This window comes from Caldimonas mangrovi (assembly GCF_023721835.1).
Classification (GTDB): Bacteria; Pseudomonadota; Gammaproteobacteria; order Burkholderiales; family Burkholderiaceae_C; genus Caldimonas; species Caldimonas mangrovi.
The window spans coordinates 37,591-63,678 of the sequence record NZ_JAMKFE010000009.1 but is presented as its reverse complement, the minus strand read 5'-3'; the positions used below and the strand labels follow the sequence as shown (position 1 = coordinate 63,678).

General features: G+C 65.3%; 25 protein-coding genes. 10 read left to right on the top strand and 15 right to left on the bottom strand.

Going from position 1 to position 26,088, the window contains the following annotated elements; all coding sequences use genetic code 11:
- Positions 1-139: 139 nt before the first annotated feature.
- Positions 140-628 carry a fasciclin domain-containing protein gene (locus tag M8A51_RS15580; RefSeq protein WP_251779396.1) on the top strand — a complete coding sequence of 163 codons (489 nt, stop codon included), beginning with the start codon at positions 140-142 and terminating at the stop codon, positions 626-628.
- Between the two features lie 148 nt (positions 629-776).
- The gene (locus M8A51_RS15575) at positions 777-1,940 is read left to right on the top strand and encodes an ABC transporter substrate-binding protein (RefSeq protein WP_251779395.1); all 1,164 of its coding nucleotides are present in this window, start codon (positions 777-779) and stop codon (positions 1,938-1,940) included.
- A gap of 18 nt (positions 1,941-1,958) precedes the next feature.
- Here the strand turns inward: M8A51_RS15575 and glmM are convergent, their stop codons facing one another.
- From glmM to M8A51_RS15555, 4 genes are all read right to left on the bottom strand, one after another.
- Positions 1,959-3,293 (bottom strand): phosphoglucosamine mutase, encoded by a 1,335-nt coding sequence (gene glmM, locus M8A51_RS15570; RefSeq protein WP_251779394.1) that lies wholly within the window; start codon positions 3,291-3,293, stop codon positions 1,959-1,961.
- A gap of 51 nt (positions 3,294-3,344) precedes the next feature.
- Entirely contained in the window at positions 3,345-4,184 is an 840-nt protein-coding gene (gene folP / locus M8A51_RS15565) for a dihydropteroate synthase (RefSeq protein WP_251779393.1), read from the bottom strand.
- 64 nt (positions 4,185-4,248) lie between these two features.
- Positions 4,249-6,156: an ATP-dependent zinc metalloprotease FtsH gene (ftsH, locus tag M8A51_RS15560; RefSeq protein ID WP_251779392.1), complete on the bottom strand. Its 1,908-nt coding sequence runs from the start codon at positions 6,154-6,156 to the stop codon at positions 4,249-4,251.
- Between the two features lie 181 nt (positions 6,157-6,337).
- Positions 6,338-7,015, bottom strand: a complete 678-nt coding sequence (locus M8A51_RS15555; protein WP_251779391.1) for an RlmE family RNA methyltransferase — start codon at positions 7,013-7,015, stop codon at positions 6,338-6,340.
- Between the two features lie 20 nt (positions 7,016-7,035).
- Between M8A51_RS15555 and yhbY the strand changes: the two genes are divergently transcribed.
- Positions 7,036-7,512, top strand: a complete 477-nt coding sequence (yhbY, locus tag M8A51_RS15550) for a ribosome assembly RNA-binding protein YhbY (protein WP_251779390.1) — start codon at positions 7,036-7,038, stop codon at positions 7,510-7,512.
- 2 nt (positions 7,513-7,514) lie between these two features.
- Here the strand turns inward: yhbY and M8A51_RS15545 are convergent, their stop codons facing one another.
- The 4 genes from M8A51_RS15545 to carA form a co-directional block, all read right to left on the bottom strand.
- Positions 7,515-7,955, bottom strand: a complete 441-nt coding sequence (locus M8A51_RS15545) for a DUF4149 domain-containing protein (RefSeq protein WP_251779389.1) — start codon at positions 7,953-7,955, stop codon at positions 7,515-7,517.
- 15 nt (positions 7,956-7,970) lie between these two features.
- Complete coding sequence (greA, locus tag M8A51_RS15540) at positions 7,971-8,447, bottom strand: transcription elongation factor GreA (RefSeq protein ID WP_251779388.1); 477 nt, start codon at positions 8,445-8,447, stop codon at positions 7,971-7,973.
- 85 nt (positions 8,448-8,532) lie between these two features.
- The gene (gene carB, locus M8A51_RS15535) at positions 8,533-11,787 is read right to left on the bottom strand and encodes a carbamoyl-phosphate synthase large subunit (protein ID WP_251779387.1); all 3,255 of its coding nucleotides are present in this window, start codon (positions 11,785-11,787) and stop codon (positions 8,533-8,535) included.
- The gene (gene carA, locus M8A51_RS15530) at positions 11,780-12,937 is read right to left on the bottom strand and encodes a glutamine-hydrolyzing carbamoyl-phosphate synthase small subunit (protein WP_251779386.1); all 1,158 of its coding nucleotides are present in this window, start codon (positions 12,935-12,937) and stop codon (positions 11,780-11,782) included. The genes carB and carA overlap by 8 nt, the downstream gene beginning before the upstream one ends.
- Before the next feature lie 302 nt (positions 12,938-13,239).
- On the opposite strand from carA, the gene bfr reads away from it, so the two are divergent.
- Entirely contained in the window at positions 13,240-13,719 is a 480-nt protein-coding gene (gene bfr, locus M8A51_RS15525) for a bacterioferritin (RefSeq protein WP_251779385.1), read from the top strand.
- Positions 13,720-13,739: 20 nt separating this feature from the next.
- On the opposite strand, the gene M8A51_RS15520 is transcribed toward bfr, so the two are convergent.
- Entirely contained in the window at positions 13,740-14,453 is a 714-nt protein-coding gene (locus tag M8A51_RS15520; protein WP_251779384.1) for a protein-S-isoprenylcysteine O-methyltransferase, read from the bottom strand.
- A gap of 283 nt (positions 14,454-14,736) precedes the next feature.
- Between M8A51_RS15520 and M8A51_RS26710 the strand changes: the two genes are divergently transcribed.
- Positions 14,737-14,973 (top strand): (2Fe-2S)-binding protein, encoded by a 237-nt coding sequence (locus M8A51_RS26710; protein WP_407062242.1) that lies wholly within the window; start codon positions 14,737-14,739, stop codon positions 14,971-14,973.
- A 127-nt stretch (positions 14,974-15,100) separates the two neighbouring features.
- On the top strand, positions 15,101-15,325 hold the full coding sequence (hemP, locus tag M8A51_RS15510) for a hemin uptake protein HemP (protein WP_251779383.1): 225 nt from the start codon (positions 15,101-15,103) through the stop codon (positions 15,323-15,325).
- A 106-nt stretch (positions 15,326-15,431) separates the two neighbouring features.
- On the opposite strand, the gene M8A51_RS15505 is transcribed toward hemP, so the two are convergent.
- The gene (locus M8A51_RS15505) at positions 15,432-15,839 is read right to left on the bottom strand and encodes a GlcG/HbpS family heme-binding protein (RefSeq protein ID WP_251779382.1); all 408 of its coding nucleotides are present in this window, start codon (positions 15,837-15,839) and stop codon (positions 15,432-15,434) included.
- 178 nt (positions 15,840-16,017) lie between these two features.
- Between M8A51_RS15505 and M8A51_RS15500 the strand changes: the two genes are divergently transcribed.
- Positions 16,018-16,707 carry a Bax inhibitor-1/YccA family protein gene (locus M8A51_RS15500; RefSeq protein WP_251779381.1) on the top strand — a complete coding sequence of 230 codons (690 nt, stop codon included), beginning with the start codon at positions 16,018-16,020 and terminating at the stop codon, positions 16,705-16,707.
- An 84-nt stretch (positions 16,708-16,791) separates the two neighbouring features.
- Here the strand turns inward: M8A51_RS15500 and rlmD are convergent, their stop codons facing one another.
- Genes rlmD through surE form a run of 5 tightly spaced genes read right to left on the bottom strand, consistent with a single transcriptional unit; the run spans position 16,792 to position 21,796 of the window.
- The gene (gene rlmD / locus M8A51_RS15495) at positions 16,792-18,144 is read right to left on the bottom strand and encodes a 23S rRNA (uracil(1939)-C(5))-methyltransferase RlmD (protein ID WP_251779380.1); all 1,353 of its coding nucleotides are present in this window, start codon (positions 18,142-18,144) and stop codon (positions 16,792-16,794) included.
- A 41-nt stretch (positions 18,145-18,185) separates the two neighbouring features.
- Positions 18,186-19,208, bottom strand: coding sequence for an RNA polymerase sigma factor RpoS (gene rpoS / locus M8A51_RS15490; protein WP_251779379.1), 1,023 nt, complete (start codon positions 19,206-19,208; stop codon positions 18,186-18,188).
- 27 nt (positions 19,209-19,235) lie between these two features.
- Positions 19,236-20,147, bottom strand: coding sequence for a peptidoglycan DD-metalloendopeptidase family protein (locus M8A51_RS15485; RefSeq protein ID WP_407062241.1), 912 nt, complete (start codon positions 20,145-20,147; stop codon positions 19,236-19,238).
- 18 nt (positions 20,148-20,165) lie between these two features.
- Positions 20,166-21,041 (bottom strand): protein-L-isoaspartate(D-aspartate) O-methyltransferase, encoded by an 876-nt coding sequence (locus tag M8A51_RS15480; RefSeq protein ID WP_407062240.1) that lies wholly within the window; start codon positions 21,039-21,041, stop codon positions 20,166-20,168.
- On the bottom strand, positions 21,038-21,796 hold the full coding sequence (gene surE / locus M8A51_RS15475) for a 5'/3'-nucleotidase SurE (protein ID WP_251779377.1): 759 nt from the start codon (positions 21,794-21,796) through the stop codon (positions 21,038-21,040). The genes M8A51_RS15480 and surE overlap by 4 nt, the downstream gene beginning before the upstream one ends.
- 84 nt (positions 21,797-21,880) lie before the next feature.
- Here surE and M8A51_RS15470 point away from each other — a divergent pair, with 84 nt between their 5' ends.
- From M8A51_RS15470 to M8A51_RS15460, 3 genes are all read left to right on the top strand, one after another.
- Entirely contained in the window at positions 21,881-22,855 is a 975-nt protein-coding gene (locus M8A51_RS15470; RefSeq protein WP_251779376.1) for an NADPH:quinone oxidoreductase family protein, read from the top strand.
- A 102-nt stretch (positions 22,856-22,957) separates the two neighbouring features.
- Positions 22,958-23,707: a LuxR C-terminal-related transcriptional regulator gene (locus M8A51_RS15465; protein WP_251779375.1), complete on the top strand. Its 750-nt coding sequence runs from the start codon at positions 22,958-22,960 to the stop codon at positions 23,705-23,707.
- 57 nt (positions 23,708-23,764) lie between these two features.
- On the top strand, positions 23,765-26,047 hold the full coding sequence (locus M8A51_RS15460) for a sensor histidine kinase (protein ID WP_251779374.1): 2,283 nt from the start codon (positions 23,765-23,767) through the stop codon (positions 26,045-26,047).
- Positions 26,048-26,088: the final 41 nt, after the last annotated feature.

Sequence of the window (26,088 nt, the reverse complement as noted above, 5' to 3'; positions counted from 1 at the left end):
GCGACACGCCGGTGTCACACGGGATTCACTGTTTTGTCATGCGTCACTTCTAAGCTCCGCGGCGCTGAATCCTCTTGGTTGAAGGCCTGCGTGTGGCCATCGACCGATACAGCTAGAAACCATTTCCACTGGAGCTCACATGAACAAACGGACCTGGTTGCTCGCATCCGGCGCTGCGCTGCTCACCGCCTTCGCCGGCTGCGCCTCGACCTCCGGCACCCGCACGGTGGCCGACACCGCCGCCGCGGACCCCCAACTCTCGACGCTGAACCGGCTCATCCGGGAAGCGGGGCTCGACGAGACGCTGCGGACTGCCGGCCCTTACACAGTGTTCGCGCCGTCCGACGACGCCTTCAAGGCCGTCCCGCCTGCCACGCTGGCAGCGCTGGCCAAGGACAAGCAGCAGCTCAGGGCCGTCCTCAGCTACCACGTCGTGCCGGGCAAGATGGCCGCTGCCGACGTCAAGAACGGCAGCGTGAAGACCGTACTGGGCGAGAACATCGCGCTGGCGAAGGCCGGCTCTTTCGTCACGGTCGAAGACGCGATGGTGACCCGTGGCGATGCCGTCGCCACCAATGGCGTTGTCCACGTGATCGACCGCGTCCTGATGCCGCCCAAGAAGAAGTGATCCTGGCAGGCCGCGGCCTGCCAGGCATGACGAGCGGCCACCAGAACGCCGCCGTGCTCGAAGAAGAGCGAATTCCAGGGAGAGCGTCTTGCACACCGGCCACGCCCATAGCGGCGCGGCCATTTTTTTGCCCTTCGGTCGCACCGCCATGCCCTATCCCCTCGACCCTTCCCCTCTCGATCGCCCGCGCCGCCGTCTGCTGCACGCCGCCGCGCTGGCGCCCCTGAGTGCCTTGAGCGGGACCCCTGCCGCGGCGCGGTCACAGGCGGCAGGTGTTTCGGCACGGGCCGTCCAGATCCTCGACATGTCCACCGAGCAGCAGGAGCTGTCGCGCGACTACTCCACCGGCGTCCGGCTGGCATGGACGGAACTTGCGCGCAGCGATACGTCGGCAGCTGGCATTTCGCTCGCCACGGTACAGACAGACGGCTCGCCTGCCGGCCTTGAACAAGCCCTCGCGGAGCTGCGAGACGATGCGGCCACATGCGTGCTGATCGGCAGCGTTGGCGACCGCCTCGCGGTGCAAAGCGTCACGATGGCTCGCAAGCTGCGGCTTTCGATTGCCCACGTCGGCCCGTGGATGGCCGATTCACGGCACGACGGCCACGACGAAGTGTTCTGTCTGTTCGCGTCGCGCGAACAGCAGATGCGGCATGCACTGCAGAGCCTGGAGGGCATGGGCCTGGCCGAACTGGGCATCGTGTATCCCCGTGCGTCCGAACAGGCGGCGTACCAGAACGAGTTGCAGGTGCTGCTGCAGAAATTGAAGCTGCGCGCGAAGGCCTTCGTGCCGCGGGTCGGAGATGACTGGGCCGCGCTGGCTGAGCAGTTGCCGGGCTCCGCGCCGGCCGTACTGCTGTTCCTCGGTGGAACGCTGGAACTGGCCCGCTTCAGCCAGGCATTGGCGCGCCGCGGCCTGCAGCGCTACGTGGTGAGCCTCTCCGACGTCGATGTGCCGACCTTGATGCAGGTCGGCTCCGGGCCCTCGGTGCCGCTCATCCTGACGCAAGTGGTCCCCAACCCCCAAACCAGCAGCATTCCCGTGGTACGGCACTACCGGCACCTGCTGCGGCAATTGTTCGAGGAAGCGCCGTCCCACATCAGCTTGGCAGGCTACCTGGCCGGGCGCTATGCCGCGCAGGTGCTGCAGCGCATGCGCGGGGGATATGCACGTGACAGCGTGCTGGCAGAGTTCAGACGCCGGCCGGCGGTCGATCTGGACGGCTATCGTTTCAACTTCGCCGTGAAGAACAGGGGCAGCGCCTATGTGACACAAACGCTGCTGACGCGTGAAGGCAAGCTGATCGGCTGAGCGTGAAGCGCGCCCGCCTCAGCCCGCGCGCACGGCTTCGGCAAGCCGCTCTGCGCAACGCCGCGCGAGCGCGGCTTCCTCTGCCTCCACCATCACGCGCAACAGCGGCTCGGTTCCCGACGGGCGAATCAGCACCCGCCCGCGGCCGGAAAGTTCAGCGTCGACAGCCTCCTGCTCGGCGGCCAACCGCGTGTTGCCCTTCCAGTCCTGGCCAGGCTGCAAGCGCACATTGATCAGTGTCTGCGGGAACAACGCAACGCCGTCCAGCTGATCCGACAACGGACGCCCGGAGCGGATCACCGCCTGCAACACCTGCAACGCGCTGACGATGCCGTCACCGGTGGTGTGCTTGTCGAGCGCGAGCAGGTGGCCCGAGCCCTCGCCGCCGAGCTGCCAGCCGCGCGCGACCAGTTCCTCCAGCACGTAGCGGTCGCCGACTTTGGTGCGCACGAAGCTGATCCCGCGGCGCTGCAGTGCCAGTTCGACCGCCATGTTGGTCATCAGCGTGCCGACTGCGCCTGGCACGTGCTGCTCGTTGGCGAGCCGGTCGGCCACCATCACGTAGAGCAGTTCGTCGCCGTTGTAAAGGCGGCCATCGCCGTCGACCAACTGCAGGCGGTCGGCATCGCCGTCGAGCGCGATACCGTAGTCGGCTCCACGCTCCTTGACGGCAGCCACCAACGCATCGGGTGCCGTGGCCCCAAAGCCGTCGTTGATGTTGTAGCCGTCCGGCGCACAACCGATCGAGACGACGTCGGCCCCCAGTTCATGGAACACCCTCGGCGCCACATGGTAGGCCGCACCGTGCGCACCATCCACGACCACCTTGAGCCCCTTCAGCGACAACTCGCCGCCGAAGGTGCTCTTGCAGAACTCGATGTAGCGTCCCTGTGCATCGTCCAGACGACGCGCCTTGCCCAGGTTCGCCGAATCGACCCACTGCGCCGACTCCTCGAGCGCGGCTTCGACCTGTCGCTCCCATTCGTCTGGCAGCTTTTCGCCGCGCGCCGAGAAGAACTTGATGCCGTTGTCGGGAAAAGGATTGTGCGACGCGCTGATCACGACACCCAGATCCAGCCGCAGCGCGCGGGTGAGGTAGGCGACGCCCGGGGTCGGCAGCGGCCCGCTGAGCAGCACGTCGACGCCCGCGGAGGCAAAGCCCGCTTCCAGTGCGGACTCGAGCATGTAACCGGAGATCCGGGTGTCCTTGCCGATCAGCACGGTGGGGCGGGATTGCGTCTTGCGCAACACCCGACCGACTGCGTGGCCGAGCCGCAAGACGAAATCCGGCGTGATCGGCGCCTGCCCCACGGTGCCTCGTATGCCGTCTGTCCCGAAATAGTTTCTGCTCATGCCGCCTCCTCCTCGTGTCGTGTGCGTGTTACCGCTTGTATTTTCGCCGCTTCATGCACCCGGTAGGCCCGCCCGGCGCCACACTTTCAGGGCATCGACAGTCGCCGCGACATCGTGTACACGCACGATGCGCGCGCCCCGCAGAACGGCCGCAAGGGCAGCCGCCACGCTGGCAGCAAGCCGCTCGTGCACCGGGCGCCCGGTCACCGTGCCCAGCGACGACTTGCGCGACCACCCGGCCAGCACCGGATAGCCCAACGTCAGCAATTCGGGTTGGCGCGCCAGCAGCTCGAAGTTGTGGTCGACGCTCTTGCCGAAGCCAATGCCCGGGTCCAGCACGATGCGCTCGCCTGACACGCCCGCCGCAGCCAGTATCGCCGCCCGCTCAGAGAGGTAGCGCGTCACGTCGCGCACGACGTCGCCGTAGCGCGGGTCCGCCTGCATCGACTTCGGCTCACCACGCATGTGCATCAAACACACCCCGCACGTCGGGTGGGTCGCGACGGCCTCGACCGCTCCCGGCGCACGCAGCGCATTGATGTCGTTGACGACGTCGGCGCCAAGGTCGAGGGCCGCACGCATGACCTCGGTCTTGTAGGTGTCGACCGAAACCGGTACGCCGAGCGCGACGGCCTCCTTCACGACGGGCAGCACCCGGGCCAGTTCCAGGTCGAGCGGCACCGCATCGGCACCGGGCCGGCTCGATTCGCCGCCGATGTCGAGGATGTCGGCGCCCTCGCTCAGCAGTTGTTCGCAGTGCCGAAGCGCGGCTGTCGTCCCGGCATGCTCTCCACCGTCCGAAAAGGAATCGGGCGTCGCATTCACGATGCCCATCACCTGTGGCCGCGACAGGTCGATGCGAAAGCGGGTGGTCTGCCAGTAAGGGTGCATGGGATCGACGCAATAGAACGGAAAACGGGGCCGTAGCCCCGTTGTTCGATGCCAGGCGCGGCGTTCAGGCCGTCGCCGGCGCGCCGTCGGTGTTGACCGACGGCGCGCTGCCACCGCCACCGGACTTGTTGTTCGACGGCGTCCAGTCCTTGGGGGGGCGCGGCGGCTTGCCAGACATGATGTCCTCGATCTGCTCGGCATCGATGGTTTCCCACTCGAGCAAGGCCTTGGCCATCGCGTGCATCTTGTCCTGGTTGTCCTCGATCAGCTTGCGGGCGGTCGTGTACTGGTCGTCGATGATCTTGCGGATCTCGTGGTCCACCTTCTGCATCGTCTGCTCGGACACGTTCACCTGCTTGGTGATCGACCGGCCGAGGAACACCTCGCCTTCGTTTTCGGCATAGACCATCGGACCCAGTTCGTCGGTCATGCCGTAGCGAGTGACCATGTCGCGAGCAATCTGCGTCGCACGCTCGAAGTCGTTACTGGCACCGGTGGTCATCTGATGCATGAACACTTCTTCAGCGATGCGACCGCCGAACAGCACCGAGATGGTGTTGAGCATCCGCTCCTTGTCCATGCTGTAGCGGTCGCCCTCGGGCAACTGCATCGTCACGCCCAGCGCACGACCGCGCGGGATGATCGTCACCTTGTGCACCGGGTCGGTCTTCGGCAGCATCCGCGCGACCAACGCGTGACCTGCCTCGTGGTACGCCGTGTTGCGGCGCTCTTCCTCGGGCATGACCATCGACTTGCGCTCGGGGCCCATCAGGATCTTGTCCTTGGCCTTCTCGAAGTCCTGCATTTCGACGACACGACCGTTGCGTCGTGCGGCGAACAGTGCCGACTCGTTGACCAGGTTCGCGAGATCGGCGCCCGAGAATCCCGGTGTGCCGCGCGCGAGAATATCGGGGCGCACATCGGTGCCGATCGGCACCTTGCGCATGTGCACGCTCAGGATCTGTTCGCGGCCGCGCACGTCGGGCAATGTCACGTAGACCTGCCGGTCGAAGCGCCCGGGGCGCAGCAGCGCAGGGTCGAGGATGTCCGGCCGGTTGGTCGCGGCGATCACGATAACGCCGAGGTTGGTCTCGAAGCCGTCCATCTCGACCAGCATCTGGTTCAGCGTCTGCTCGCGCTCGTCGTTGCCGCCGCCCAAGCCGGCACCACGATGGCGGCCGACGGCGTCGATCTCGTCGACGAAGATGATGCAAGGCGCGTTCTTCTTGGCTTGCTCGAACATGTCGCGCACACGGGCCGCGCCTACGCCGACGAACATTTCGACGAAGTCTGAGCCCGAGATCGAGAAGAACGGCACCTTGGCCTCACCGGCGATGCTCTTGGCCAGCAGCGTCTTGCCGGTGCCCGGGGGGCCGACCATCAGCACGCCGCGCGGAATGCGGCCGCCGAGCTTCTGGAACTTCTGCGGGTCTTTCAGGAAGTCGACCAGTTCCTTGACTTCTTCCTTCGCTTCGTCGCAACCGGCCACGTCTGCGAAGGTGACGGTGTTGTTCGATTCGTCGAGCATGCGTGCGCGGCTCTTGCCGAAGCTGAACGCCCCGCCCTTGCCGCCACCCTGCATCTGGCGCATGAAGTAGATCCACACGCCGATCAGCAGCAGCATCGGCCCCCAGGAAATGAGGATGCTCATCAACAGCGACGGTTCGTCGCGCGGCTTCACGTCGAACTTGACGTTGTTGTCGATCAGGTCGCCGATCAAGCCGCGATCGAAGTGGGTCGCCGTGGTGCGGATGCGCTTGTCGTCATTCGTGATTGCGATGATCTCGCCGCCGCCCGGCCCTTCCTGCAGCGTGACTTGCTTGACACGCTTGTTGCGCACCTCTTCGAGGAAATCGGAATAACCGATCTGCCCGGCGGTCGTCACCCCGCGGTCGAACTGTTTGAAAACGGTGAACAGCACCAGGGCGATCACCAGCCAAACAGCCACTTTAGAGAACCATTGATTGTTCACCGCGGTTCCTTCTCCGAACTCAGAACGAAAAAAATGCTTGAATGCCGCAAAGATTGGGGCGATTCTAGATCAGTCAAGACACCGTCATCTTTGATGTTTCCCACGCTTGTGACAGGTGTTTCCTATCGGCACGCGGCCATCGCAATGTTGCTGCGTTCACGTCTTCCGCTTGAATCGGCACTCAATCGCTCCGCTTGAGACCCACACCGACCAAAAAGGTTTCTGAGGATTTGTCTCTGGAGGCCTTGGGTTTGATCGGTTTGACGACGCGAAACGTCTGTTTGAACAGCTTCACCAGTTGGCTGTAGCCGCTGCCGTGAAAAACCTTGCACACCAGCGCGCCTTCGGGTCGCAGGTGGTTTTGGGCAAATTCCACCGCCAGCTCCACCAGATGGGAAATTCGCGCTGCGTCGGACACCTCGATCCCCGACAGATTGGGCGCCATGTCGGAAACCACCACGTCGACCGGCCGGCCCGCCACCGCCTCCTGCAACTGGCCCAGTACGGCGTCGTCCCGGAAGTCGCCCTGGATGAAGCTCACGCCTTCGATCGGCTCGAAGTCCAGCAGATCGAGCGCAATGATGGTGCCGTTCAGCTCACCGGCGGCCGCACCGCCCCCACCGGCCTCGCGTGGCGCGAATTTGCGCCGAACGTATTGACTCCAAGCCCCTGGGGCGGCGCCGAGGTCGACCACCAGCTGCCCCGGCCTCAACAGGCGAAGCTCCTCGTCGATCTCCTTGAGCTTGTAGGCAGCCCGGGCCCGATAGCCCTCTTTCTGCGCGAGCTTTACATACGGGTCGGTGAGGTGGTCGTTCAACCACGCCTTGTTGACCTTCTTGCTTTTTGTCTTGATCTTCATTGCGCAACGATAATACGCAGATGCCTGCCATCCAATTGACACCCGCCCAGCGCAAGGAACATCGCGCTGCGGCCCACCACCTTGATCCCGTCGTCCACGTCGGCGGTGACGGCCTGACGCCCGCCGTCGTGAAGGAAGCCGACGCCGCACTGAAGGCTCATGGCCTGATCAAGGTCCGCGTCTTCTCGGACGATCGAGAGGAACGCGAGAACATGCTTGAGGCCTTGAGCGACGCGCTGGGTGCGGCGCCGATTCAGCATATCGGCAAGCTGCTGGTGCTGTGGCGGCCGATTCCGCTGAAGGAAAGGGCGGAAGACGAAGACCGCAAGCCGGGCCCGAAGACGGTGAAGGTCATCAAGTATTCGAAGCGAGGCGGTCAGCGCCCGCAGGTCAAGAAACTGACAGTGCTGGGCAACCAGCGCCTCACTCCGGGCGGCAGCGTCAAGCGCGCCAAGGCCCATACCACCAGCGTCAAGAAAAAGCAGTCGGCCGACTGAAGTCAACGCGCGGTGCAGCGCCACGCCAGGACGGTCAGCACGACCGCCTTGGCGGCGAAGAAGGCGCTCGAAGTACCGTGCAGCACCCCGAACGACCAGTTGCCGTGGCCGGCACGCGCCTGCTCCATCAGCGGCTGGATCGCGAAATACCCGGCCACTGTGCAGAACAGCGCGGTCAGCACGAGCACCAGTTCGGTACTCATGCGGGAACCGCCCTGCCCTTGCTCTGCCCGAGCGCCGGCCACCCGGCGCTCGACGAGCAGCAGCAGGACGGACAGCACCAGGCTCAGCGACGCGTCGACGCGGAACAGCCGCCCCGCCGCCAGGCCGGCCTGGGCACGCTCCAGCACCGCGAACAACGAGGGTGCCGCAATGCCACCGATGCACAACACGGTGCCGGCCCACAGGCCCGACAGCCAGCTGCGCAAGCGGATCAATGACATGCGTGGCGAAAACGATCAGACGTAACGGACCTCGACGATCTCGTAGCGCTTGACGCCGCCCGGCGCCTGCACTTCGGCCACATCTCCCGCTTCCTTGCCGATCAGTGCACGCGCAATCGGTGAACTGACCGAGATCAGCCCGTGCTTCAGGTCGGCCTCGTCGTCGCCGACGATCTGGTACGTCACGGCATCGCCCGACTCCTCCTCCTCCAGGTCGACCGTGGCGCCGAAGACCGCCCGACCGCCGGCATCCAGTGCCGAAGGATCGATCACCTGCGCGGCAGCGAGCTTGCCTTCGATCTCGAGGATGCGGCCTTCGATGAAGCCCTGCTTGTCCTTGGCGGCGTCGTATTCGGCGTTCTCGGACAGGTCGCCCTGGGCGCGAGCCTCGGCAATCGCGTTGATCACGGCCGGGCGCTCGATCGTCTTCAGGCGGTGCAGCTCTTCCTTGAGCTTTTCGGCACCGCGCTTGGTCAATGGGATGGTGGCCATCAGTTTCTCTCCGCCAGCAAAAAATCAGCCGCCGCCACACTCCCTTGCAGGAGGGCGGCGGCGGCCGCTTAGGTTCGATTTGAGGTTAGTTTAGCTCTTTGTGCAGCTCTTGCACCGAATAGACCACCAGGTCGTCCTGGTGCTTCAGCGCTTCGACCGTCGCTTCGCAACCGGCCATCGTCGTGTAATACGTGATGCGGTTGGCCAACGCAGCCGTGCGGATATAGCGGGAGTCGGCGATCGCAGTACGGGTTTCGTCCACCGTCGTGAACACCAGCTGGATGTCACCCGCCTTGACCATGTCCGCGATGTGCGGACGGCCGTCCTTGATCTTGTTGACGGTACGCACCGGCACGCCGGCTTCGGTGATGGCCGCCGCCGTGCCCCGGGTGGCGACGAGTTGGAAGCCCAGTTGGTGCAGCTCGCGTGCGACGGCCACCGCGCGGTGCTTGTCGTTGTCCTTGACGGTGATGCAGACGGTGCCCTTGGTGGGCAGCCGCGAGCCGGCAGCGAGCTGGCTCTTCAGCATGGCTTCGCCGAAGGTCTTGCCGACGCCCATCACCTCGCCGGTAGAGCGCATCTCGGGGCCCAGGATCGGGTCGACACCGGGAAACTTGTTGAACGGGAACACCGCTTCCTTGACGCTGAAGTACGGCGGGATCACTTCACCCGGGGTGCGGCCTCTGAAGCCCTTCTGGTCCTTGAGCCTCTGCCCAGCCATGCAGCGCGCCGCGATCTTGGCCAGCGGCTGGCCGGTGGCCTTGGAAACGAACGGCACGGTACGCGAGGCACGCGGGTTCACTTCGAGCACGTAGACGACCGCCTGCTCGCCTTCGCCCTGGATCGCGAACTGGACATTCATCAGACCGACGACCTTCAAGGCTTTCGCCATCGCGGTGGTCTGACGGCGCAATTCGTCCTGCAACGACTTCGGCAGCGTATAGGGCGGCAGCGAGCACGCCGAGTCGCCGGAATGAACGCCGGCCTGCTCGATGTGCTCCATGATGCCGCCGATCATGACCTCTTCGCCGTCACTGATGCAGTCGACGTCGACCTCGATCGCGTCGTCGAGGAAGCGGTCCAGCAGCACCGGCGACTTCTCGGACACCTTCACGGCTTCGCGCATGTAGCGCTCCAGGTCCTTGTCGCCGTGCACGATCTCCATCGCGCGTCCGCCGAGCACATAGCTCGGGCGTACCACCAGCGGATAGCCGATCTCCTGGGCCAACTGCAGCGCGGCCTCTTCGGTGCGCGCCGTGCGGTTGGGCGGCTGCCTCAGGCCCAGTTCATGCAGCAGCTTCTGGAACCGCTCGCGGTCCTCGGCGATGTCGATGCTGTCGGGCGTGGTGCCGATGATGGGCACGCCGTTGGCCTCGAGATCAAGTGCGAGCTTCAGCGGCGTCTGTCCGCCATATTGCACGATCACGCCAACCGGTTTTTCCTTGTCGACAATCTCCAGCACGTCCTCGAGCGTCACCGGCTCGAAGTACAGACGGTCCGAAGTGTCGTAGTCGGTCGAGACGGTTTCGGGGTTGCAGTTGACCATGATGGTCTCGTAGCCGTCTTCCCGCATCGCGAGCGCCGCATGGACACAGCAGTAGTCGAACTCGATGCCCTGCCCGATGCGGTTCGGACCGCCGCCCAGCACCATGATCTTCTTGGCCGAGGTCGGATCGGCTTCGCACTCCTCGTCGTAGCTGGAGTACATGTAGGCCGTCTGGGTCGCAAACTCGGCCGCACACGTGTCCACGCGCTTGTAGACCGGGCGAATGCCCTGCGCGTGGCGGGCGCGGCGGACGTCGTGCTGGTTGGTTCCCAGCAGTTTCGCGAGGCGCTTGTCCGAGAAGCCCTTTTGCTTGAGATAGCGCAGCTCATCGGTCGACAGGCTGGTCAGCGCACGGCCGGCCAGCTGCTGCTCGGTCCGCACGATCTGCTGGATCTGCGCGAGGAACCACGGGTCGATCGCCGTTTCCTCGAACACCTCCTCGAGGCTCATGCCGATGCGGAAGGCGTCGCCGACGAACAGGATGCGCTCGGGGCCAGGTTCGCCGATCTCCTGCACGATCTCTTCGCGATCGGTGCTGCGTTCGGTCAGGCCGTCGATGCCCGTCTCCAGCCCGCGCAGCGCCTTCTGGAAACTCTCCTGGAAGGTGCGGCCCATCGCCATCACCTCGCCGACGGACTTCATCTGCGTCGTCAGGTGCGGGTCGGCTTCGCGGAATTTCTCGAACGCGAAGCGCGGGATCTTCGTGACAACGTAGTCGATGCTCGGCTCGAAGCTGGCTGGCGTGGCACCGCCCGTGATCTCGTTGCGCAGTTCGTCCAGCGTGTAGCCGACCGCCAGCTTCGCGGCCACCTTCGCGATCGGGAAGCCTGTGGCCTTGGACGCCAGTGCCGACGAACGCGACACGCGCGGGTTCATCTCGATGACGATCATGCGGCCGTTGTCGGGGTTGATCGAGAACTGCACGTTGGAGCCGCCGGTGTCCACGCCGATCTCGCGCAGGATCGCCACCGAGGCGTTGCGCATCAGCTGGTATTCCTTGTCGGTCAGCGTCTGCGCCGGCGCCACGGTGATGGAGTCGCCGGTGTGGATACCCATCGGGTCGAGGTTCTCGATCGAGCAGACGATGATGCAGTTGTCCGCCCTGTCGCGGACCACCTCCATCTCGAACTCCTTCCAACCGATCAGCGACTCCTCGATCAGCAGTTCCTTGGTCGGCGACAGGTCGAGGCCGCGCTTGCAGATCTCTTCGAACTCTTCCGGGTTGTAGGCGATGCCGCCGCCGGTCCCGCCGAGCGTGAAGCTGGGGCGGATCACGGTCGGGAACCCGGTGCCGCCGGTATCGGCAGCGATGCGCTTTTGCACGCTCCAGGCTTCGTCCATCGAATGTGCGATGCCGGACTTTGCGGAGTCGAGACCGATCTTGGTCATCGCCTCCTTGAACTTCAGCCGGTCCTCGGCCTTCTCGATGGCGCGCTCGTTGGCGCCGATCATCTCGACGCCGTACTTGTCGAGCACGCCGTTGCGGTGCAGGTCCAGTGCGCAGTTCAGTGCAGTCTGGCCACCCATCGTCGGCAGGATCGCGTCCGGGCGCTCCTTGGCGATGATGCGCTCGACCACCTGCCAGGTGATGGGCTCGATGTAGGTGACGTCAGCCATCTCCGGGTCGGTCATGATGGTCGCCGGGTTGCTGTTGACCAAAACGACCTTGTAGCCCTCCTGCCGCAGCGCCTTGCAGGCCTGCGCACCGGAGTAGTCGAATTCGCACGCCTGGCCGATGATGATGGGGCCGGCGCCGATGATGAGGATCGATTTCAGGTCTTGCCGCTTAGGCATTCTTGTTCTCCATCAGCGCCACGAAGCGGTCGAAGAGATAGCCGATGTCGCCGGGGCCGGGCGACGCCTCAGGGTGCCCCTGGAAGCAGAAGGCAGGCTTGTCGGTGCGGGCTAGTCCCTGCAGCGTGCCGTCGAACAGGCTCACGTGTGTGGGCCGCAGGTTGGCAGGCAGCGTCTTTTCGTCGACCGCAAAGCCGTGGTTCTGACTTGTGATGCTGACGCGGCCGGAATCGAGGTCCTTCACCGGGTGGTTGGCGCCGTGATGGCCGAACTTCATCTTGAAGGTCTTGGCACCGGAGGCCAGTGCCATGATCTGGTGGCCCAGGCAGATGCCGAAAGTCGGGATGCCCTGCTCGATCAGCTCGCGCGACGCCTGTATGGCGTAATCGCACGGCTCCGGGTCGCCGGGGCCATTGCTCAGGAAGATGCCGTCGGGGTGGTATTGCAGCGCCTCGGCTGCTGGCGTCGTTGCCGGCAATACGGTCACCTTGCAGCCGCGCTCGGCCAGCATGCGAAGAATGTTGCGCTTGACACCGAAATCGTAGGCCACCACGTGGAAGCGCGGCGACTCGACGTGGCCGTAGCCCTCACCGAGCTTCCATTCGCTTTCGGTCCAGTCGTAGCACTGGCCGGTCGTGACGACCCTGGCAAGGTCCTGCCCCGCCATGTTGGGCGCGGCCTTCGCCTTTGCGACGGCATCGTCGATGTGGCGCTGGGTGACACCCTCGCCAGCGGGCAACGCGAGGATGCAACCGTTCTGCGCCCCGCTGGTGCGCAGGATGCGGGTGAGGCGGCGCGTGTCGATGCCGGCGATCGCCACCGTGCCCTGCTCGCGCAGGTACTCGGGCAGCGTCTGGGTCATGCGGAAGTTGGACTCGAGAACCGGCAGGTCCTTGATGATCAAGCCGGCGGCATGGACTTTCGTCGCCTCGATGTCTTCAGGATTCACGCCGACGTTGCCGATGTGCGGATACGTGAGCGTCACGATCTGCTGGCAGTAGCTCGGGTCGGTGAGGATTTCCTGGTAACCGGTGAGCGCCGTGTTGAAGACGACTTCACCGACTGTATGACCGGCAGCGCCGATCGAGGTGCCACGAAAGACCGTGCCGTCTGCGAGTGCGAGGAGTGCTTGGGGCAGTTGCGGCAGCACGGGAAACTCTCCGTTGGGTGTGCGCGCCCAGCTCTGCTCGACAGCATGAGTCCGGAGGAAACGGCCAGGGAGTTTCGCTAGGCGGGGGTGGTTGCGGGTAAACCGCGGGATTATAGCCTGGGGCGCCGCACCGTTTCGCGAGGCAGCCGCGCAAGGTCTGGCCAGCGGCGGCAAACGAGAACGCTTCTGCGTCTCGGGCACAACATGAAACGCGACCGAAGGTCATCGATGCACCTGTTTGGAGAAGCCGTCCAACGGAGACACAATCGCCCTGAAACTGCCAGCAAAGAGAAGGAACAGCGATGAAGGGCGACCCAAAGGTCATCGAGCATTTGAATGCGCAGCTCAAGAACGAGTTGACCGCCACGAACCAGTACTTCCTGCACTATCGCATCCTGAAGCACTGGGGCCTCGACAAGCTGGCCCGCAAGGAATACGAAGAATCGATCGGCGAGATGAAACATGCGGACAAGCTGATGGAGCGCGTCCTGATGCTCGACGGCCTGCCGAATCTGCAGGACCTCGGCAAGCTGCTGGTCGGCGAAGACACGGTGGAGATCCTGCGCTGCGACCTGCAGCTGGAGCAAGGCGCGCAGACCACGATCAAGGACGGCATCGCCTACTGCGAATCGGTGCGCGACTACGTCTCTCGCGACTTGCTGCAGGACATCCTGGACGACACCGAGGAGCACATCGACTTCCTCGAAACGCAACTCGACCTCGTCGACAGGGTGGGGTTGCAGAACTATTTGCAGTCGCAGATGGGCGCAGCCTCCTCCTGACGCTCGGGAAGCCCTCGCCTTCAGCGCGGCCAGATGCGACCGCTGCGCCCCATGTACTCGCGATAGGCGTCGCCGAAAGTCTCGAGCATCAGCCTTTCCTCCTGCGGCACGCGCAGGAAATACAACAGCGCAAAGCCGGGAATCGCCAGAGCCCCGGCTGCCCAGTTGTGCACGAGCAGCGGCTGCGCCAACGCAAACAGCCAGATCGACGCATACATCGGGTGGCGCAAGCGACGATAGACCCCATGCGTGATCAATGCGTGCTCACTGTGCACTTCCAGCGAGGGTGACCATTGCCGGCCGAGATCGGCATGCGAGCGGTGGAACAGCCACAACGAAGCCACCATCAGTGCAGCCCCCGCCCAGGTGGCCTGACCAGGCAGCACGTAGTTGAAGCGGTCGAGCCACGGCGTTGCGACGAACAGCATCGGCAGGCACAGCAAGGTCATGAAGACAACGAACATCAACCATTGCTCCAGCCGGCCGACGCGGCTGCGTTGCACCTGATTGGCGCGGTTGGCCTCGACATGGGGCCAGCGTATCGCTGCCTGCGCGAACGCGCCTAAAGCCCAGCACAGCTCGTACCAGAGCACCCCATCGCCGCGGCGCCAAACGTAGGCGCCGAGCGCGAGCATGAACAGCAACACCGGGAACCACAACCTGAGCCGCGCGCCGTAGACGCCCGCGGTCGCATTGGCACGGCTGCTGTCGGAAGAGGCGTGCAGCGGTTTCATGAGCGCCGCATCCCAAAGCTGCACGAAGGGCTTTGCCGGATGCTAGCGTGCGCAAGGAGCGGGTCTTGTCGGGGCATGTCTCGTCCTTTCGCGGCCGACCGGGCAAGGCACTTGGCTTGCCATAAATACTGAATGCGGTCCAGGCGAGTATCGGGGTGGCAAGACCGCCGCGGGCTCCCCCCAAAGGTGGGGTCTCGGTAACAAAGCTCGCGGTGCCCTTCTTGACCCTACGCCAATCGGGCCCTTCTATTACGAATCATTCTCATTTATACTCGCGGCGTCGATGGAAGAAGGGATTCGCCAAATGATCGTCTGCGTGTGCCGAAGGGTTTCCGACCGGGACATCGAGCGCCTGGCGCGCTCGGGATGCGCGTCTTTCGACGAACTCCAGATGGAACTGGGCGTGGCCACCTGCTGCGGGCAGTGCGCTGATTGCGCACGTAAGACGCTGACCGCGTCCCTGCGGCACGAACCCTCTACCGCCCACCACATGGAGTCGGTTGAGATGGCCCTGGCGTGATGGGCGCCATCTTCTGGCTGCTGAGCCTGCTCGTGGTGTTGCTGGGTGCCTGGTGGGCGTTGTCCCGCCCCTGAAGCAGCCCCGCCGACTCGTTCTTCCGCCTCTCTCAAGACACAGGAACCGACAGATGAAATCTTCCGCTCTCGTCGCCGGCCTCGTGCCATCGTCCATCCCGGCATCGGCACGTCTGCCTTCCGGTGCCCCCGGCAGCGGTTTGCCCGCCGTGGAAGCGGAACCTGCAGTCGCAAGCAGCGCCCTGCTGCGCGGCCGCAAGTCGATCCACATCGAGCACAACGGCGCGCTTTACCAGTTGCGCGCCACCAAGTTCGGCAAGCTGATCCTGACCAAATAGTTCATCGTGGGGCGACACGGACGGCCAAGGGGCCGCCGGGTCGTGTTTGAGCTCAGCCACGAGCCGGCTTGCCGGCCCCCAGCCAAGCGCTTTTTTCCCCCTTGGGCTACAAGCCTAGCGCGGCAATGCCGGCCTTGGCGATCTGGGCGTCCTCGACGGACTTCACGCCGCTGACGCCGACGGCCCCGACACACTGCCCCTCAACCATGATCGGCACGCCGCCCTCCAGCAACCCCTGCAACCCGGGCGCGCTGAGAAAGGAAGCCCGCCCCTGGTTGATCATGTCTTCATAGATCTTGCTTTCGCGGCGCCCCAGGGCGGCCGTGTGCGCCTTGGCCGGTGCGATCTGCGCCGAAGCGGGCGAAGCCCCGTCCAGGCGCTGGAACCACAGCAGATGCCCGCCGTCGTCGACGATGGCAATCGCCACCGCCCAGCCATTGCGCAGCGCCTCGGCTTCGGCGCCCACCGCAATCTTCTTGACGTCTTCCAGCGTCAGCTGCGGCTTGTTCTTCATCGGTAACTCCTTTCGGATCAGGGTTCGAGAAAGCAGATGGTGCCAGGAACCCCGCTTGCGGGGGTAAAGCACCGCAAACCCGGCTGAAGCTCAGGAAAATCGAACGCCGTGTGCGCCGGGAACTAGAATCCGCCGCAAAGGTCGAACCTCGGCCACTTTTTGACAGAGGAGAGCAACGATGAACGAAAGCTTGCAGGCAGCCTACTCCGGTTCCGGCATTCTGACGCAGCAGCGCAACCGGGTGCTGCGTAACACTTACTGGCTGCTGGCGCTGTCGCTCGTACCCACCGTCCTCGGCGCCTGGATCGGCGTGGCGATGGGCTTCACCTTCTTTGCCGGCAGCCCATTGATCGGCTTCGTGGCTTTCATGGGCATTGCCTTCGGCTTCTTCTTCGCGATCGAGAAGTTCAAGAATTCCGGCATCGGCGTTGCACTGCTGCTCGGCTTCACCTTCTTCATGGGCCTGATGCTCTCGCGCCTGATCGGGGCGGTGCTCGGCTTCTCGAACGGTGCGCAGCTCATCATGATGGCCTTCGGCGGCACCGCGCTGGTGTTCTTCGGCATGGCGACGATGGCCACCACGATCAAGCGCGATCTGTCCGGCATGGGCAAGTGGTTGATGGTCGGCGTGATCATGCTGATCGTGGCCTCGTTGGCCAACATCTGGCTGCAGATGCCGGCGCTGATGCTGACGATCTCCTCGCTGGCGATCGTGATCTTCTCGGCCTACATGTTGTACGACATCAAGCGGGTGATCGACGGCGGTGAAACCAACTACGTTACTGCCACGCTGGCGATCTACCTGGACGTCTACCTCGTGTTCCAGAACCTGCTCGCCCTGCTCGGCATCTTCGGCGGCGACGAATAAGCGAACACCCGCGCTCCATGAAAAAGGCCCGCTTCGGCGGGCCTTTGTTTTGCGCGGGACTTCGCGCGGTTGCGGCAGCAGCCGTCAATCGAGTTCGAACACCGCCATGCTCTCGACGTGCGCCGTGTGCGGAAACATGTTCACGGCGCCAGCCGCCACACACCGGTACCCGGCCTGGTGCACCAGCAAGCCCGCATCGCGCGCCAGTGTCGCCGGGTTGCAGGAGACGTAGACAATACGCCGCGGCGGCGCCCAGCCGGGCACAGCGTCAGCCTGCTGCCGAACGTCGGCCAGCGCCTTCACCAGCGCGAATGCGCCTTCGCGCGGCGGATCCACGAGCCACTTGTCCGCGGCACCGTAGGCAACCAGATCGGCGGGCTCCAGTTCGAACAGGTTGCGCGCGTCGAAGCAGGCGTTGGTGATGCCGTTGCATGCGGCGTTCTCGCGCGAACGGCTGACCAGTGCCTCGCTCCCCTCTACACCCCGCACCTTGCGCGCCCCACGCGCGATCGGCAGCGTGAAATTGCCGAGGCCGCAGAACCAGTCGATGACCGTGTCGGCCGGTTGGGGCGCCAGCAGGCGCAGTGCACGACTGACAAGTGTGCGATTGATCTGGTGGTTGACCTGGGTGAAGTCAGTCGGCTTGAACGGCATCGTGATGCCGAATTCCGGCAGCGTATAGGCCAGCGGCGTATCGACCGGATCCAACAGATGCGCGGTGTCGGGCCCCTTGGGCTGCAGCCACCACTGCACGTCGTGTTCCCCAGCAAAACCGCGCAGCCGTCCGAGATCCGCCGCGCTGAGCGGTTCTAGGTGACGCAGCACCAACGCTGTGACGGGTCGCCCGTCGCGGTCACCGATCGCGACTTCGATCTGCGGCAAGCGGTCGCGCGCGTCCATGCCCCCGATCAACTCTCGCAACGGCAGCAGCATCGCACTGACATGCGGCGGCAGCACCTCGCAGCGCGTCATGTCGGCAACATAGCTGGACTTTCGCTCGTGAAAGCCCACGAGCACGCCGCCCTTCTTGGGCACGTAGCGCACCGACAGTCGTGCACGGTAGCGGTAGCCCCAGGTGGGGCCCTCGATCGGACGCAGCACGGTTTCCGGGCGCACCTTGCCCAGATGCCACAGGTTGTCTTCCAGGACCCGTTGCTTGACCGCCAGTTGCGCCGCCACGTGAAAGTGCTGCATCTTGCAACCGCCACAGGTGCCGAAGTGGGCACAGCGGGGCGTGACGCGCTGAGAGCTTTCACGCCGCAGCGCGGTCACGTGAGCCTGCTCCCAGTTGTTCTTGCGCCGCGTCGTCGCAACCTGCACTTCCTCGCCGGGCAGCGCGCCGTCGACGAACACCACTTTTCCCTCGGCGTTGTGAGCCACGCCTTGCGCCTCCAGATCGAGCGACTCGATCCGGAGCCATTCATTCGCTTGAGTCATGGGGACGGATTATCCGTCGGGGACAAGGGACGGTCGGTGGGTCAGAAGATCGAATCGCGGTCGACCCCGTGACGGATCATGCGGCGCTTGAGCTTGAGCAGCGCCTCTTGCTGGATCTGCCGGATGCGCTCACGCGTGAGCCCCAGCCGCTCGGCGAGCACTTCCAGCGTTTCGGGCTCGCGATCGTGCAGTCCGTAGCGGCCCGACAGCACCTCGCGTTCACGGTCGCTCAGTTCACCGAGCCAGGTGTTGAGCAACTGCTCGACCTCGTGCGACAACGTCGTGCCCATCGGGTCAGTCGCCTGCTCGTCGGCCACCATGTCGATCATCGATTCGGAGTTGTCGCGCTCCAGCGGCGCATCGAGCGACGTCGGCGTCTCCGCGAACTTCAGCAGTTCCGCCACCTCCTGCACGGGGCGTCCTAGCACGGCAGCCACGTCCTCGACACGCACCGCCCTCTCGCCGTCCTGCCGTCGCGCTACTTCGGCTTCGAGCTGGCGGCGAGCCTTCAGCACCTGATTGAGTTCGCGTACCACGTGCACCGGCAGCCGCACCAGACGCGCCTGGTGCATGATCGCCCGCTCGATGCTCTGACGGATCCACCATGACGCGTAGGTCGAGAAGCGGAAGCCGCGCTCGGGCTCGAACTTGCCGATCGCATGCATCAGGCCGAGATTGCCCTCTTCGATCAGGTCGGTCAGCGGCAAGCCACGCCCGAGGTAGTTCTTTGCGATGCTGACGACGAGCCGCAGGTTGTGCTCGATCATCGCCTGACGCGCGCCGAAGTCACCCCCGCGTGCAAGCGTGGCGGTGGCGTATTCCTGTTCGGGTGTCAGCAGCGGCGTGCGGCGGATTTCTCGCAGATAAGTCTGCAGCGTGTTGCCGATGTCCGACTCGCCGGCCTCGAATTCGATGCCGTTTCGGCCGTTCGCCGGGGCCACTGCTTCGGCCCCGTCCGGCAGAGCAGCCGGCTCGGAGGCAACCACCGCGTCCGAATCGAGCAGTGGCTCAAGCGCCGACTCAGGAAGCGCATGCCCGTTGGGTTCAGCGTGCTTCCTGGTCATCACGATCGACTCCCGCGGTTGCGCGCCTCAGCGCGGCGGCAGGTACTTGGCCGGGTCGACCGGCTTGCCTTGCCGACGGATCTCGAAGTGCAGCTTCACCCGATCGGTGTCGGTGGAGCCCATTTCGGCGATCTTTTGCCCGCGACGCACGGTTTGATCCTCCTTGACCAAGAGAGTCTGGTTGTGCGCGTAGGCCGTCAGATAGTTGTTGTTGTGCTTGACAATCACCAGGTTGCCGTAACCCCGCAGCCCGGAACCAGCGTACACCACGCGCCCATCAGCCGCAGCGTACACCGGATCGCCCGCCTTGCCACTGATGCCCAAACCCTTGTTACGCGCTTCGTCGAAACCGGCAATGACGCTGCCGGCGGCCGGCCACATCCAGTTGACGTCCTCGTCGCTTTCCTTGCCTTGCACGGGTGGCGGCGGAGGAGCCGCCGGGGTCGGCGTGACAGCGGGCTCGGACGCAGCGGCGGCCGGTGCACTCGCCGCCGTGCCGGGTTTGATGTCCAGCGGCCGGGATTCGACACGCGCTACCGCCACGGGGCGCGTCGACACGCCGGCCGGATCGGCTGCAAGCGGCACCACGCGCAGCACCTGACCGACTTCAAGCACGTTCGGGTTGTCGAGATTGTTCCAGCGCATGATGTCGCGCCAGTTCTGGCCCGTTTCGAGGCCTACGCGGATCAGCGTATCGCCGGGCTTCACCGAGTAGTAGCCGGGCTTGCCGGCGTTCTCGATGCCGGGCGGCGGCGGCTTGGCCGGATCGGCCGGCGCCGTCACGCCATTGGCGACTGCGGCAGGCACGCGCCCACCTGCCACGTTGCGGTCTTCGACCGGAGCGCGGTGCGTCGGGGACGCGCAAGCTGCCAGCAGCAAGGCGGCTGCAATGCAAGCGCCCGTCTTGAAACTCATCAAAACTCCTGAAGTGGACACCATGAGCAACTACGCACGAACTCAGGTCGTGCCGGATTTTAAGGGGACAAAATGAACGGCCTCATGCTCTGAATGCACGAAGCCTCGTTCGTTCCGCTCGACGAGCACCAGCACCTGTCCTGTGCCGCGTGCCACCGGCGCGACCAGACGCCCACCGACAGCGAGTTGCTCGAGCCACGCAGGGGGTATCGCCCCACCTCCTGCGGCCGCGATGATGCCGTCGTACGGCGCGTTGGGCGGGTGACCGCGCATGCCGTCGCCATAGACCAGCCGAACGTTGCCCATGCGCCAGGGCGCGAGCAGGTCGCGCGCCTTGTCGTGCAGCGGTTTCAGCCGCTCGACCGAAATCACCAGCCGCGCCACATGCGCCAGCACCGCAGCCTGGTAGCCGCACCCGGTGCCGATCTCGAGCACACGCGGCAACAGGGCGTCACCCCGCCCGCCGCGCATCAACTCGATCATACGCGCGACCACAGACGGCTTCGAGATCGTCTGCTGCAGGCCGATCGGCAGACTCGTATCCTCGTAGGCCTGGTTTGCAAGCGCGGTGTCTACGAACAGATGGCGCGGCACCGCAAGCATGGCGGCCAGCACCTTTTCATCCCGCACACCTTGCGTGCGCAGCTTGCCGACCATGCGCGAGCGTACGAGCTCGGAGTCGAGGCCCAGTCCCGCCGGGCTCACGCGGCGCTCTCGGTCCTGCGCGGCCTGGTGCAACGGGCGCTGGGGCCGGAGCACGACCGGCTTGCGCTCCGGCACCGCCGCGCGCGACAGATTCGCGGCGGCACTTGCCGCGACGTCGGTTTTGCGACTGGCGATCGTCTTCGCGACCGGCGTCAGTTGGTCGAGGCTCAACGGAAAATTGCGGCCTGCACGCGGCTTGCCGGCGTCGCTCACCGTACCGCCCCTTCGTCCAGCCAGGTCTGCCAGGCCGGCATGCGCGCGTGGTCGGTCAGGTCGACCTGCAGCGGCGTGATGGAGACGTGGCCCTGCATCGCGGCGTGGAAGTCAGTGCCGGGCCCGGCCTCCCGGGCCCCTCCGGACGGGCCGATCCAGTAGATCGGTTCACCACGTGGATTGAGCTGACGGATCACCCCTTCGCTGGCGTGGCGCCGACCCAGGCGCGTGAGCAGCGGCTCGTGCAGTTCTGCCTGTGGCAGGTTCGGAATGTTGACGTTGAGCAGGTAGGCTCCGAGTGAAGGCGGCTGCGCGAGCGTACGCTCGATGATGTCGCGCGCCACCCGGGCCGCGCTGTCGAGATGCGTCCACCCCTTGTCGACCAGCGAGAAAGCGATCGCGGGGATGCCGAACAGGTAGCCTTCCATGGCGGCGGCGACGGTGCCGGAGTACAACGTGTCCTCGCCCATGTTGGCGCCGTTGTTGATGCCTGAGACGACCAGATCGGGCCGATGCTCCAGCAACCCGGTCAGTGCGACGTGCACGCAATCCGATGGCGTGCCGTTGACGAAGGTGTAGCCGTTTGGTGCACGGAATGCACTCAGCGGCCGGTGCAGCGTCAGGGAGTTGGAGGTGCCGCTGGCGTTCTGTTCCGGCGCCACGACGTCGAGGTCGCCCAGGCCCGCGCATGCTTCCACCAGCGCCTGCAACCCGGGGGCGAGGTAGCCGTCGTCATTGGCAACAAGAATCCGCATGGGGCGATTGTATTGACTCGTCACCTCGGTGACGCCCGGTGGCGCGCCGGCTGCCTATCATCGATCAACACTCAGGAGACCCGTATGCAAGCCTGGATCTGCGACAACCCTGTCGGGCCGCAAGCCCTCAGCTGGAAAGACGCCCCCACGCCGACGCCGAAGGCGGGCGAGGTGCTGGTGGCGATCAAGGCGGCAAGCCTGAACTTTCCCGACCTGCTGATCGTGCAGAACAAGTACCAGATGAAGCCGCCGACGCCCTTCGTGCCCGGCGCCGAATTCGCAGGCGTCGTCGAGGTGGTCGGTGAAGGCGTGACCCATCTCCAGCCGGGCGACGCGGTGGCGGCTTTCGCCGGGCTCGGCGGCTTCGGTACGCACGCAGTGGTGTCGGCAGCGCTGCTGATGCCGCTGCCGGGCGGGTTCTCGTTTCCCGACGCGGCGGCCTTCCTTTGCACCTATGGCACCACGTACCACGGTCTGATCGACCGCGCGGCGCTGCAGCCGGGCGAGACGGTGCTGGTGCTGGGTGCTGCGGGCGGTGTCGGCACGGCAGCCATCCAGATTGCCAAGGCCGCGGGCGCACGCGTGATCGCTGCGGCATCGACCGACGAAAAATGCGCGCTGTGCCGCGAGCTGGGTGCCGATGCGACGATCAACTACAGCCACGGCGACCTGCGCGAACAGATCAAGACGCTGACCGACGGCAAAGGTCCGGACGTGGTCTACGACCCGGTGGGCGGCGACCTGGCCGAGCCGGTGTTCCGGTCCATCGCCTGGCGAGGCCGCTACCTGGTGATCGGCTTCGCGCAAGGCAGCATCCCCGCGCTGCCGCTGAACTTGCCGCTGCTCAAGGGCGCCTCGCTGGTCGGGGTGTTCTGGGGCGAGTTCGCCAGACGCGAGCCGAAGAAGAATTCGGCGGCGCTGGCGCAGCTGGCGGGCTGGTATGCGCAGGGCAAGATCAAGCCGGTCATCGAACACCAGTTGCCGATGAGCGAACTGAAACATGCCTTCGACCTGATGGCCGCACGTCAGGTGCGCGGCAAGGTCGTCCTGACCACCTGACCTCGCTTCGGGGGGCCCCGGTCCCCCAAACAGGTGACGCGCCGTCGGCGGCATGGAGGCCTGCGCTACCATTGCATGAATCAAGGGAAGCGCGCACACACCATGGCCGTCAAGGTACTGATCGTCGAAGACAACCCGGTGGCCCGGGCCTTTCTGTGCCGCGTCGTGCGGGACAGCTTCAGCGACGCCATTGCCATCACCGAAGCCGGTGACCTGGAAACCGCGCGCCGTCATATCGGCCTGCAGCCGGGCCGCGCGGCCCATCCTGGGCCGGACCCGTTCAAGCTGATGCTGCTCGACCTGGAACTGCCCGACGGCAACGGGCTGGAGTTGTTGGCGCAACTGACACAGTACCCCGCCACCAAGGTCATCACGACGCTCTATTCCGACGACGATCACCTGTTCCCGGCGCTGCAGTGCGGCGCCGACGGTTACCTGCTGAAGGAAGATCGCTTCGAGGTGCTGGTGGAGGAGTTGCAGAAGATCGTGCGTGGACAGCCTCCGCTGTCCCCGGCCATTGCGCGCCGGCTGCTGTCGCACTTCCGGCACGGCGACTACGGCGGCGGGCGCTACGGCGACTCCGGCTTCAACCCCGAAACCCCGCCCGCGCAGGCGGCGCACCCGCCGATACCGATGGACCCGGCCGACAAGCTCGACTATGAGCGGCTGACGCCACGCGAGAACGAGGTGCTCACGTACCTCAGCAAGGGCTTCACGATCAAGGAGATCGCGAGCCTGATGGGCATCAAGTGGTTCACCGTCAACGACCACATCAAGTCGATCTACAAGAAGCTGAACGTGTCCAGCCGCGCCGAAGCAGCCGTGCTGGCGAGCAAGCAGGGGCTGGTGTAACCGCTCCGACGGTCGCGCGCTGAGGTTCGGCGCAACCGGTCCCCGCCGAAGGCTTCGATGACCTCGCCCTCCACTTTGCCGCCCGACACAGACGCTTCGCCCCTGCCGGGTCAGGACGCGCTGCTGAGTACCGGGCAATGGAATGCCTTCGACCGCAGCCTGGGCCACCGCTCGCCGCCCAGCCGCTGGCTCGGCTGGCGGCTGCGCCTGCTGGTCGGTGCGGCCCTGCTCGGATGCCTGGGCGTTTTCACGCTGGCCTACTGGCTGGCGGGTCAGGCGCAGATGGGCGCCACCTGGCGCACCACCGGCAACGGCAAGGTGGAATTGCATCTCGCGCATGACAGCCTGCTGAAGTCCGCACAGGGCAAGACGCTCGTCGGCTTGTCGACCGAGGATCGGCCCATGGTGCCGGTCGATGCATTGACGCTGCAGCGCTCCGCACGCTGGATCATCGACGATGAGAGCAGCCGCGAGTACCTCGCAACCCAGAAGCAGCTCGCGCGACTGCTGGGCGAACCTGCATTGCACCTGCATTTCGACGACGGCACGATGCTGGAGTTGCGCCCCAAGCCCCGTGGCCTGGCGGGGCTCGGCCTGCTGTTCTGGCTGCTGTGCGCGCTGGCGCTGGTGGTGTACAGCGTTGCGATGGCGGTCGTGCTGTCGCGTCCAGGGCGCCGCAACGGTGTCTACGCCGCCATGGCGCTGTGCCAGGCGGGCAACCTGATCTTCATCGCGATCGAATCGACACTGAACCTGGCCTGGTCGTCGAGCCTCGTGGGTTGGGACCTCTATTGCCGGCTGGCTTTCGATCTGATCACCGGCGCGGCCATTGTCCACGCGACCTCGGTCTATCCGCGGCGGATTCCGCATGCGGCGGCAGCGATCGTGACCGTCTGGACCCTCGTGACGCTGCTGATCGCGCTCGCTGCGGCCGGCTGGCTGCCTGGAGTGTGGTGGTGGGTGCAATCGGTGGGCGCGCTGCTCGGGGCATCGTCGATGGTCGTACTGACCTGGTCGCACCGTTTGGAGCCGAACCCGTTCGCGCTGGTGCTGCGCCGCTTCGGCTCGATTGCGGTCGCCACCTGGGTGCTGTTGAGCGTGGCGGTCGCCGTGGCCGACGGGCAACCCGGCATCCAGCAGAACATCTCGATCATCGGCTCGATGATCTGGTACGTGTTCTTCGCATCCCTGCTGCTGCTGATTCCCTTCCTGTCCAAGTCGCAGCAGGTGATGCGCGAGTTCTCGCTGCTCGCAGCGATCACGACGGTCGCGACCTCGCTGGACCTGCTGTTCGTGGCGGCCTTCTCGCTCGGGCAGGTCACCTCGGTGACGCTGGCGCTGTTCGTCTCGCTGGGCCTGTATGTCGGTGCGCGACAGTGGCTGCTCGACCGTTTGATGGGCAGCAGCGTCGTCACGACGGAACGGATGTTCGAGCAGCTGTACAAGATTGCGCGCGAGGTCGAAGCCCGGCCTGAGCGCACGGCGCCGTTGCTGACACGTCTGCTGCGCGAGTTGTTCGAGCCGCTCGAGATACACGTCGTCGACAAGCTCACCACGAGTTCGCGCGTGGTCACCGACGGCTCGACGCTGGTCGTGCCGATCCCCAACATGGTGAACCCGCACGCAGCGGCACCGACCATGGGATCCATCGTGATCCGTTTCGCGCACCGGGGCCGCAAGGTCTTCACGGCGGAAGACGCGCGGTTGACCGACAGGATCTTCGAGCAACTGCGCCGCGCCGTCGCATTCGACAAGGCCGTCGAGCAAGGTCGGACCGAGGAGCGAACCCGGCTCGCGCAGGACCTGCACGACGACATCGGCGCCCGGCTGTTGACGCTGATGTACAAGTCGCCCTCGCCCGAGATGGAAGACTACATCCGCCACACCTTGCAGGACCTGAAGACGCTGACGCGCGGGCTGGCGGCGCAGAACCATCACCTCGCCGACGCCGCTGCCGAGTGGAAGACCGACCTCGTGCACCGGCTGGACATGGCCGAATGCGAGCTGGGCTGGAACGCCAGCTTCGACCGCAACGTGCCGCTCGGCGTCGTGCAATGGTCGGCGCTGACGCGCGTACTGCGCGAGCTGGCCAACAACGCGATCGCCCATTCGCGCGCTACCCGGGTCGACGTGACTCTCACGCTACAGCAGGACCGGCTGGAACTGGTGGTGCGCGACAACGGCGTCGGCAAGAACCCCGCGTCCTGGTCGCACGGCCTCGGGCTCGGCGGCATCCGCAAACGCGTGAAGCAGCTGGGCGGCGACGTGGAGTGGAAGGAAGTGGCGCCGCAGGGCATCGAATGCCGTGTGCTGATCCAGCATTTCAAGCCGATCGACTGAAGCGCATGTGCCGTGCGGCCGGCATCGCGCCGGCTCTCCGC

Bases quoted from the DNA above. Each gene is read 5' to 3' on its own strand.
- M8A51_RS15580 (WP_251779396.1), top strand. From the start codon at position 140: ATGAACAAACGGACCTGGTTGCTCGCATCCGGCGCTGCGCTGCTCACC.
- M8A51_RS15575 (WP_251779395.1), top strand. From the start codon at position 777: ATGCCCTATCCCCTCGACCCTTCCCCTCTCGATCGCCCGCGCCGCCGT.
- glmM (WP_251779394.1), bottom strand. From the start codon at position 3,293: ATGAGCAGAAACTATTTCGGGACAGACGGCATACGAGGCACCGTGGGG.
- folP (WP_251779393.1), bottom strand. From the start codon at position 4,184: ATGCACCCTTACTGGCAGACCACCCGCTTTCGCATCGACCTGTCGCGG.
- M8A51_RS15555 (WP_251779391.1), bottom strand. From the start codon at position 7,015: ATGAAGATCAAGACAAAAAGCAAGAAGGTCAACAAGGCGTGGTTGAAC.
- yhbY (WP_251779390.1), top strand. From the start codon at position 7,036: ATGCCTGCCATCCAATTGACACCCGCCCAGCGCAAGGAACATCGCGCT.
- M8A51_RS15545 (WP_251779389.1), bottom strand. From the start codon at position 7,955: ATGTCATTGATCCGCTTGCGCAGCTGGCTGTCGGGCCTGTGGGCCGGC.
- greA (WP_251779388.1), bottom strand. From the start codon at position 8,447: ATGGCCACCATCCCATTGACCAAGCGCGGTGCCGAAAAGCTCAAGGAA.
- carB (WP_251779387.1), bottom strand. From the start codon at position 11,787: ATGCCTAAGCGGCAAGACCTGAAATCGATCCTCATCATCGGCGCCGGC.
- bfr (WP_251779385.1), top strand. From the start codon at position 13,240: ATGAAGGGCGACCCAAAGGTCATCGAGCATTTGAATGCGCAGCTCAAG.
- M8A51_RS15520 (WP_251779384.1), bottom strand. From the start codon at position 14,453: ATGAAACCGCTGCACGCCTCTTCCGACAGCAGCCGTGCCAATGCGACC.
- M8A51_RS26710 (WP_407062242.1), top strand. From the start codon at position 14,737: ATGGAAGAAGGGATTCGCCAAATGATCGTCTGCGTGTGCCGAAGGGTT.
- hemP (WP_251779383.1), top strand. From the start codon at position 15,101: ATGAAATCTTCCGCTCTCGTCGCCGGCCTCGTGCCATCGTCCATCCCG.
- M8A51_RS15505 (WP_251779382.1), bottom strand. From the start codon at position 15,839: ATGAAGAACAAGCCGCAGCTGACGCTGGAAGACGTCAAGAAGATTGCG.
- M8A51_RS15500 (WP_251779381.1), top strand. From the start codon at position 16,018: ATGAACGAAAGCTTGCAGGCAGCCTACTCCGGTTCCGGCATTCTGACG.
- rlmD (WP_251779380.1), bottom strand. From the start codon at position 18,144: ATGACTCAAGCGAATGAATGGCTCCGGATCGAGTCGCTCGATCTGGAG.
- rpoS (WP_251779379.1), bottom strand. From the start codon at position 19,208: ATGACCAGGAAGCACGCTGAACCCAACGGGCATGCGCTTCCTGAGTCG.
- M8A51_RS15485 (WP_407062241.1), bottom strand. From the start codon at position 20,147: ATGGTGTCCACTTCAGGAGTTTTGATGAGTTTCAAGACGGGCGCTTGC.
- surE (WP_251779377.1), bottom strand. From the start codon at position 21,796: ATGCGGATTCTTGTTGCCAATGACGACGGCTACCTCGCCCCCGGGTTG.
- M8A51_RS15470 (WP_251779376.1), top strand. From the start codon at position 21,881: ATGCAAGCCTGGATCTGCGACAACCCTGTCGGGCCGCAAGCCCTCAGC.
- M8A51_RS15465 (WP_251779375.1), top strand. From the start codon at position 22,958: ATGGCCGTCAAGGTACTGATCGTCGAAGACAACCCGGTGGCCCGGGCC.
- M8A51_RS15460 (WP_251779374.1), top strand. From the start codon at position 23,765: ATGACCTCGCCCTCCACTTTGCCGCCCGACACAGACGCTTCGCCCCTG.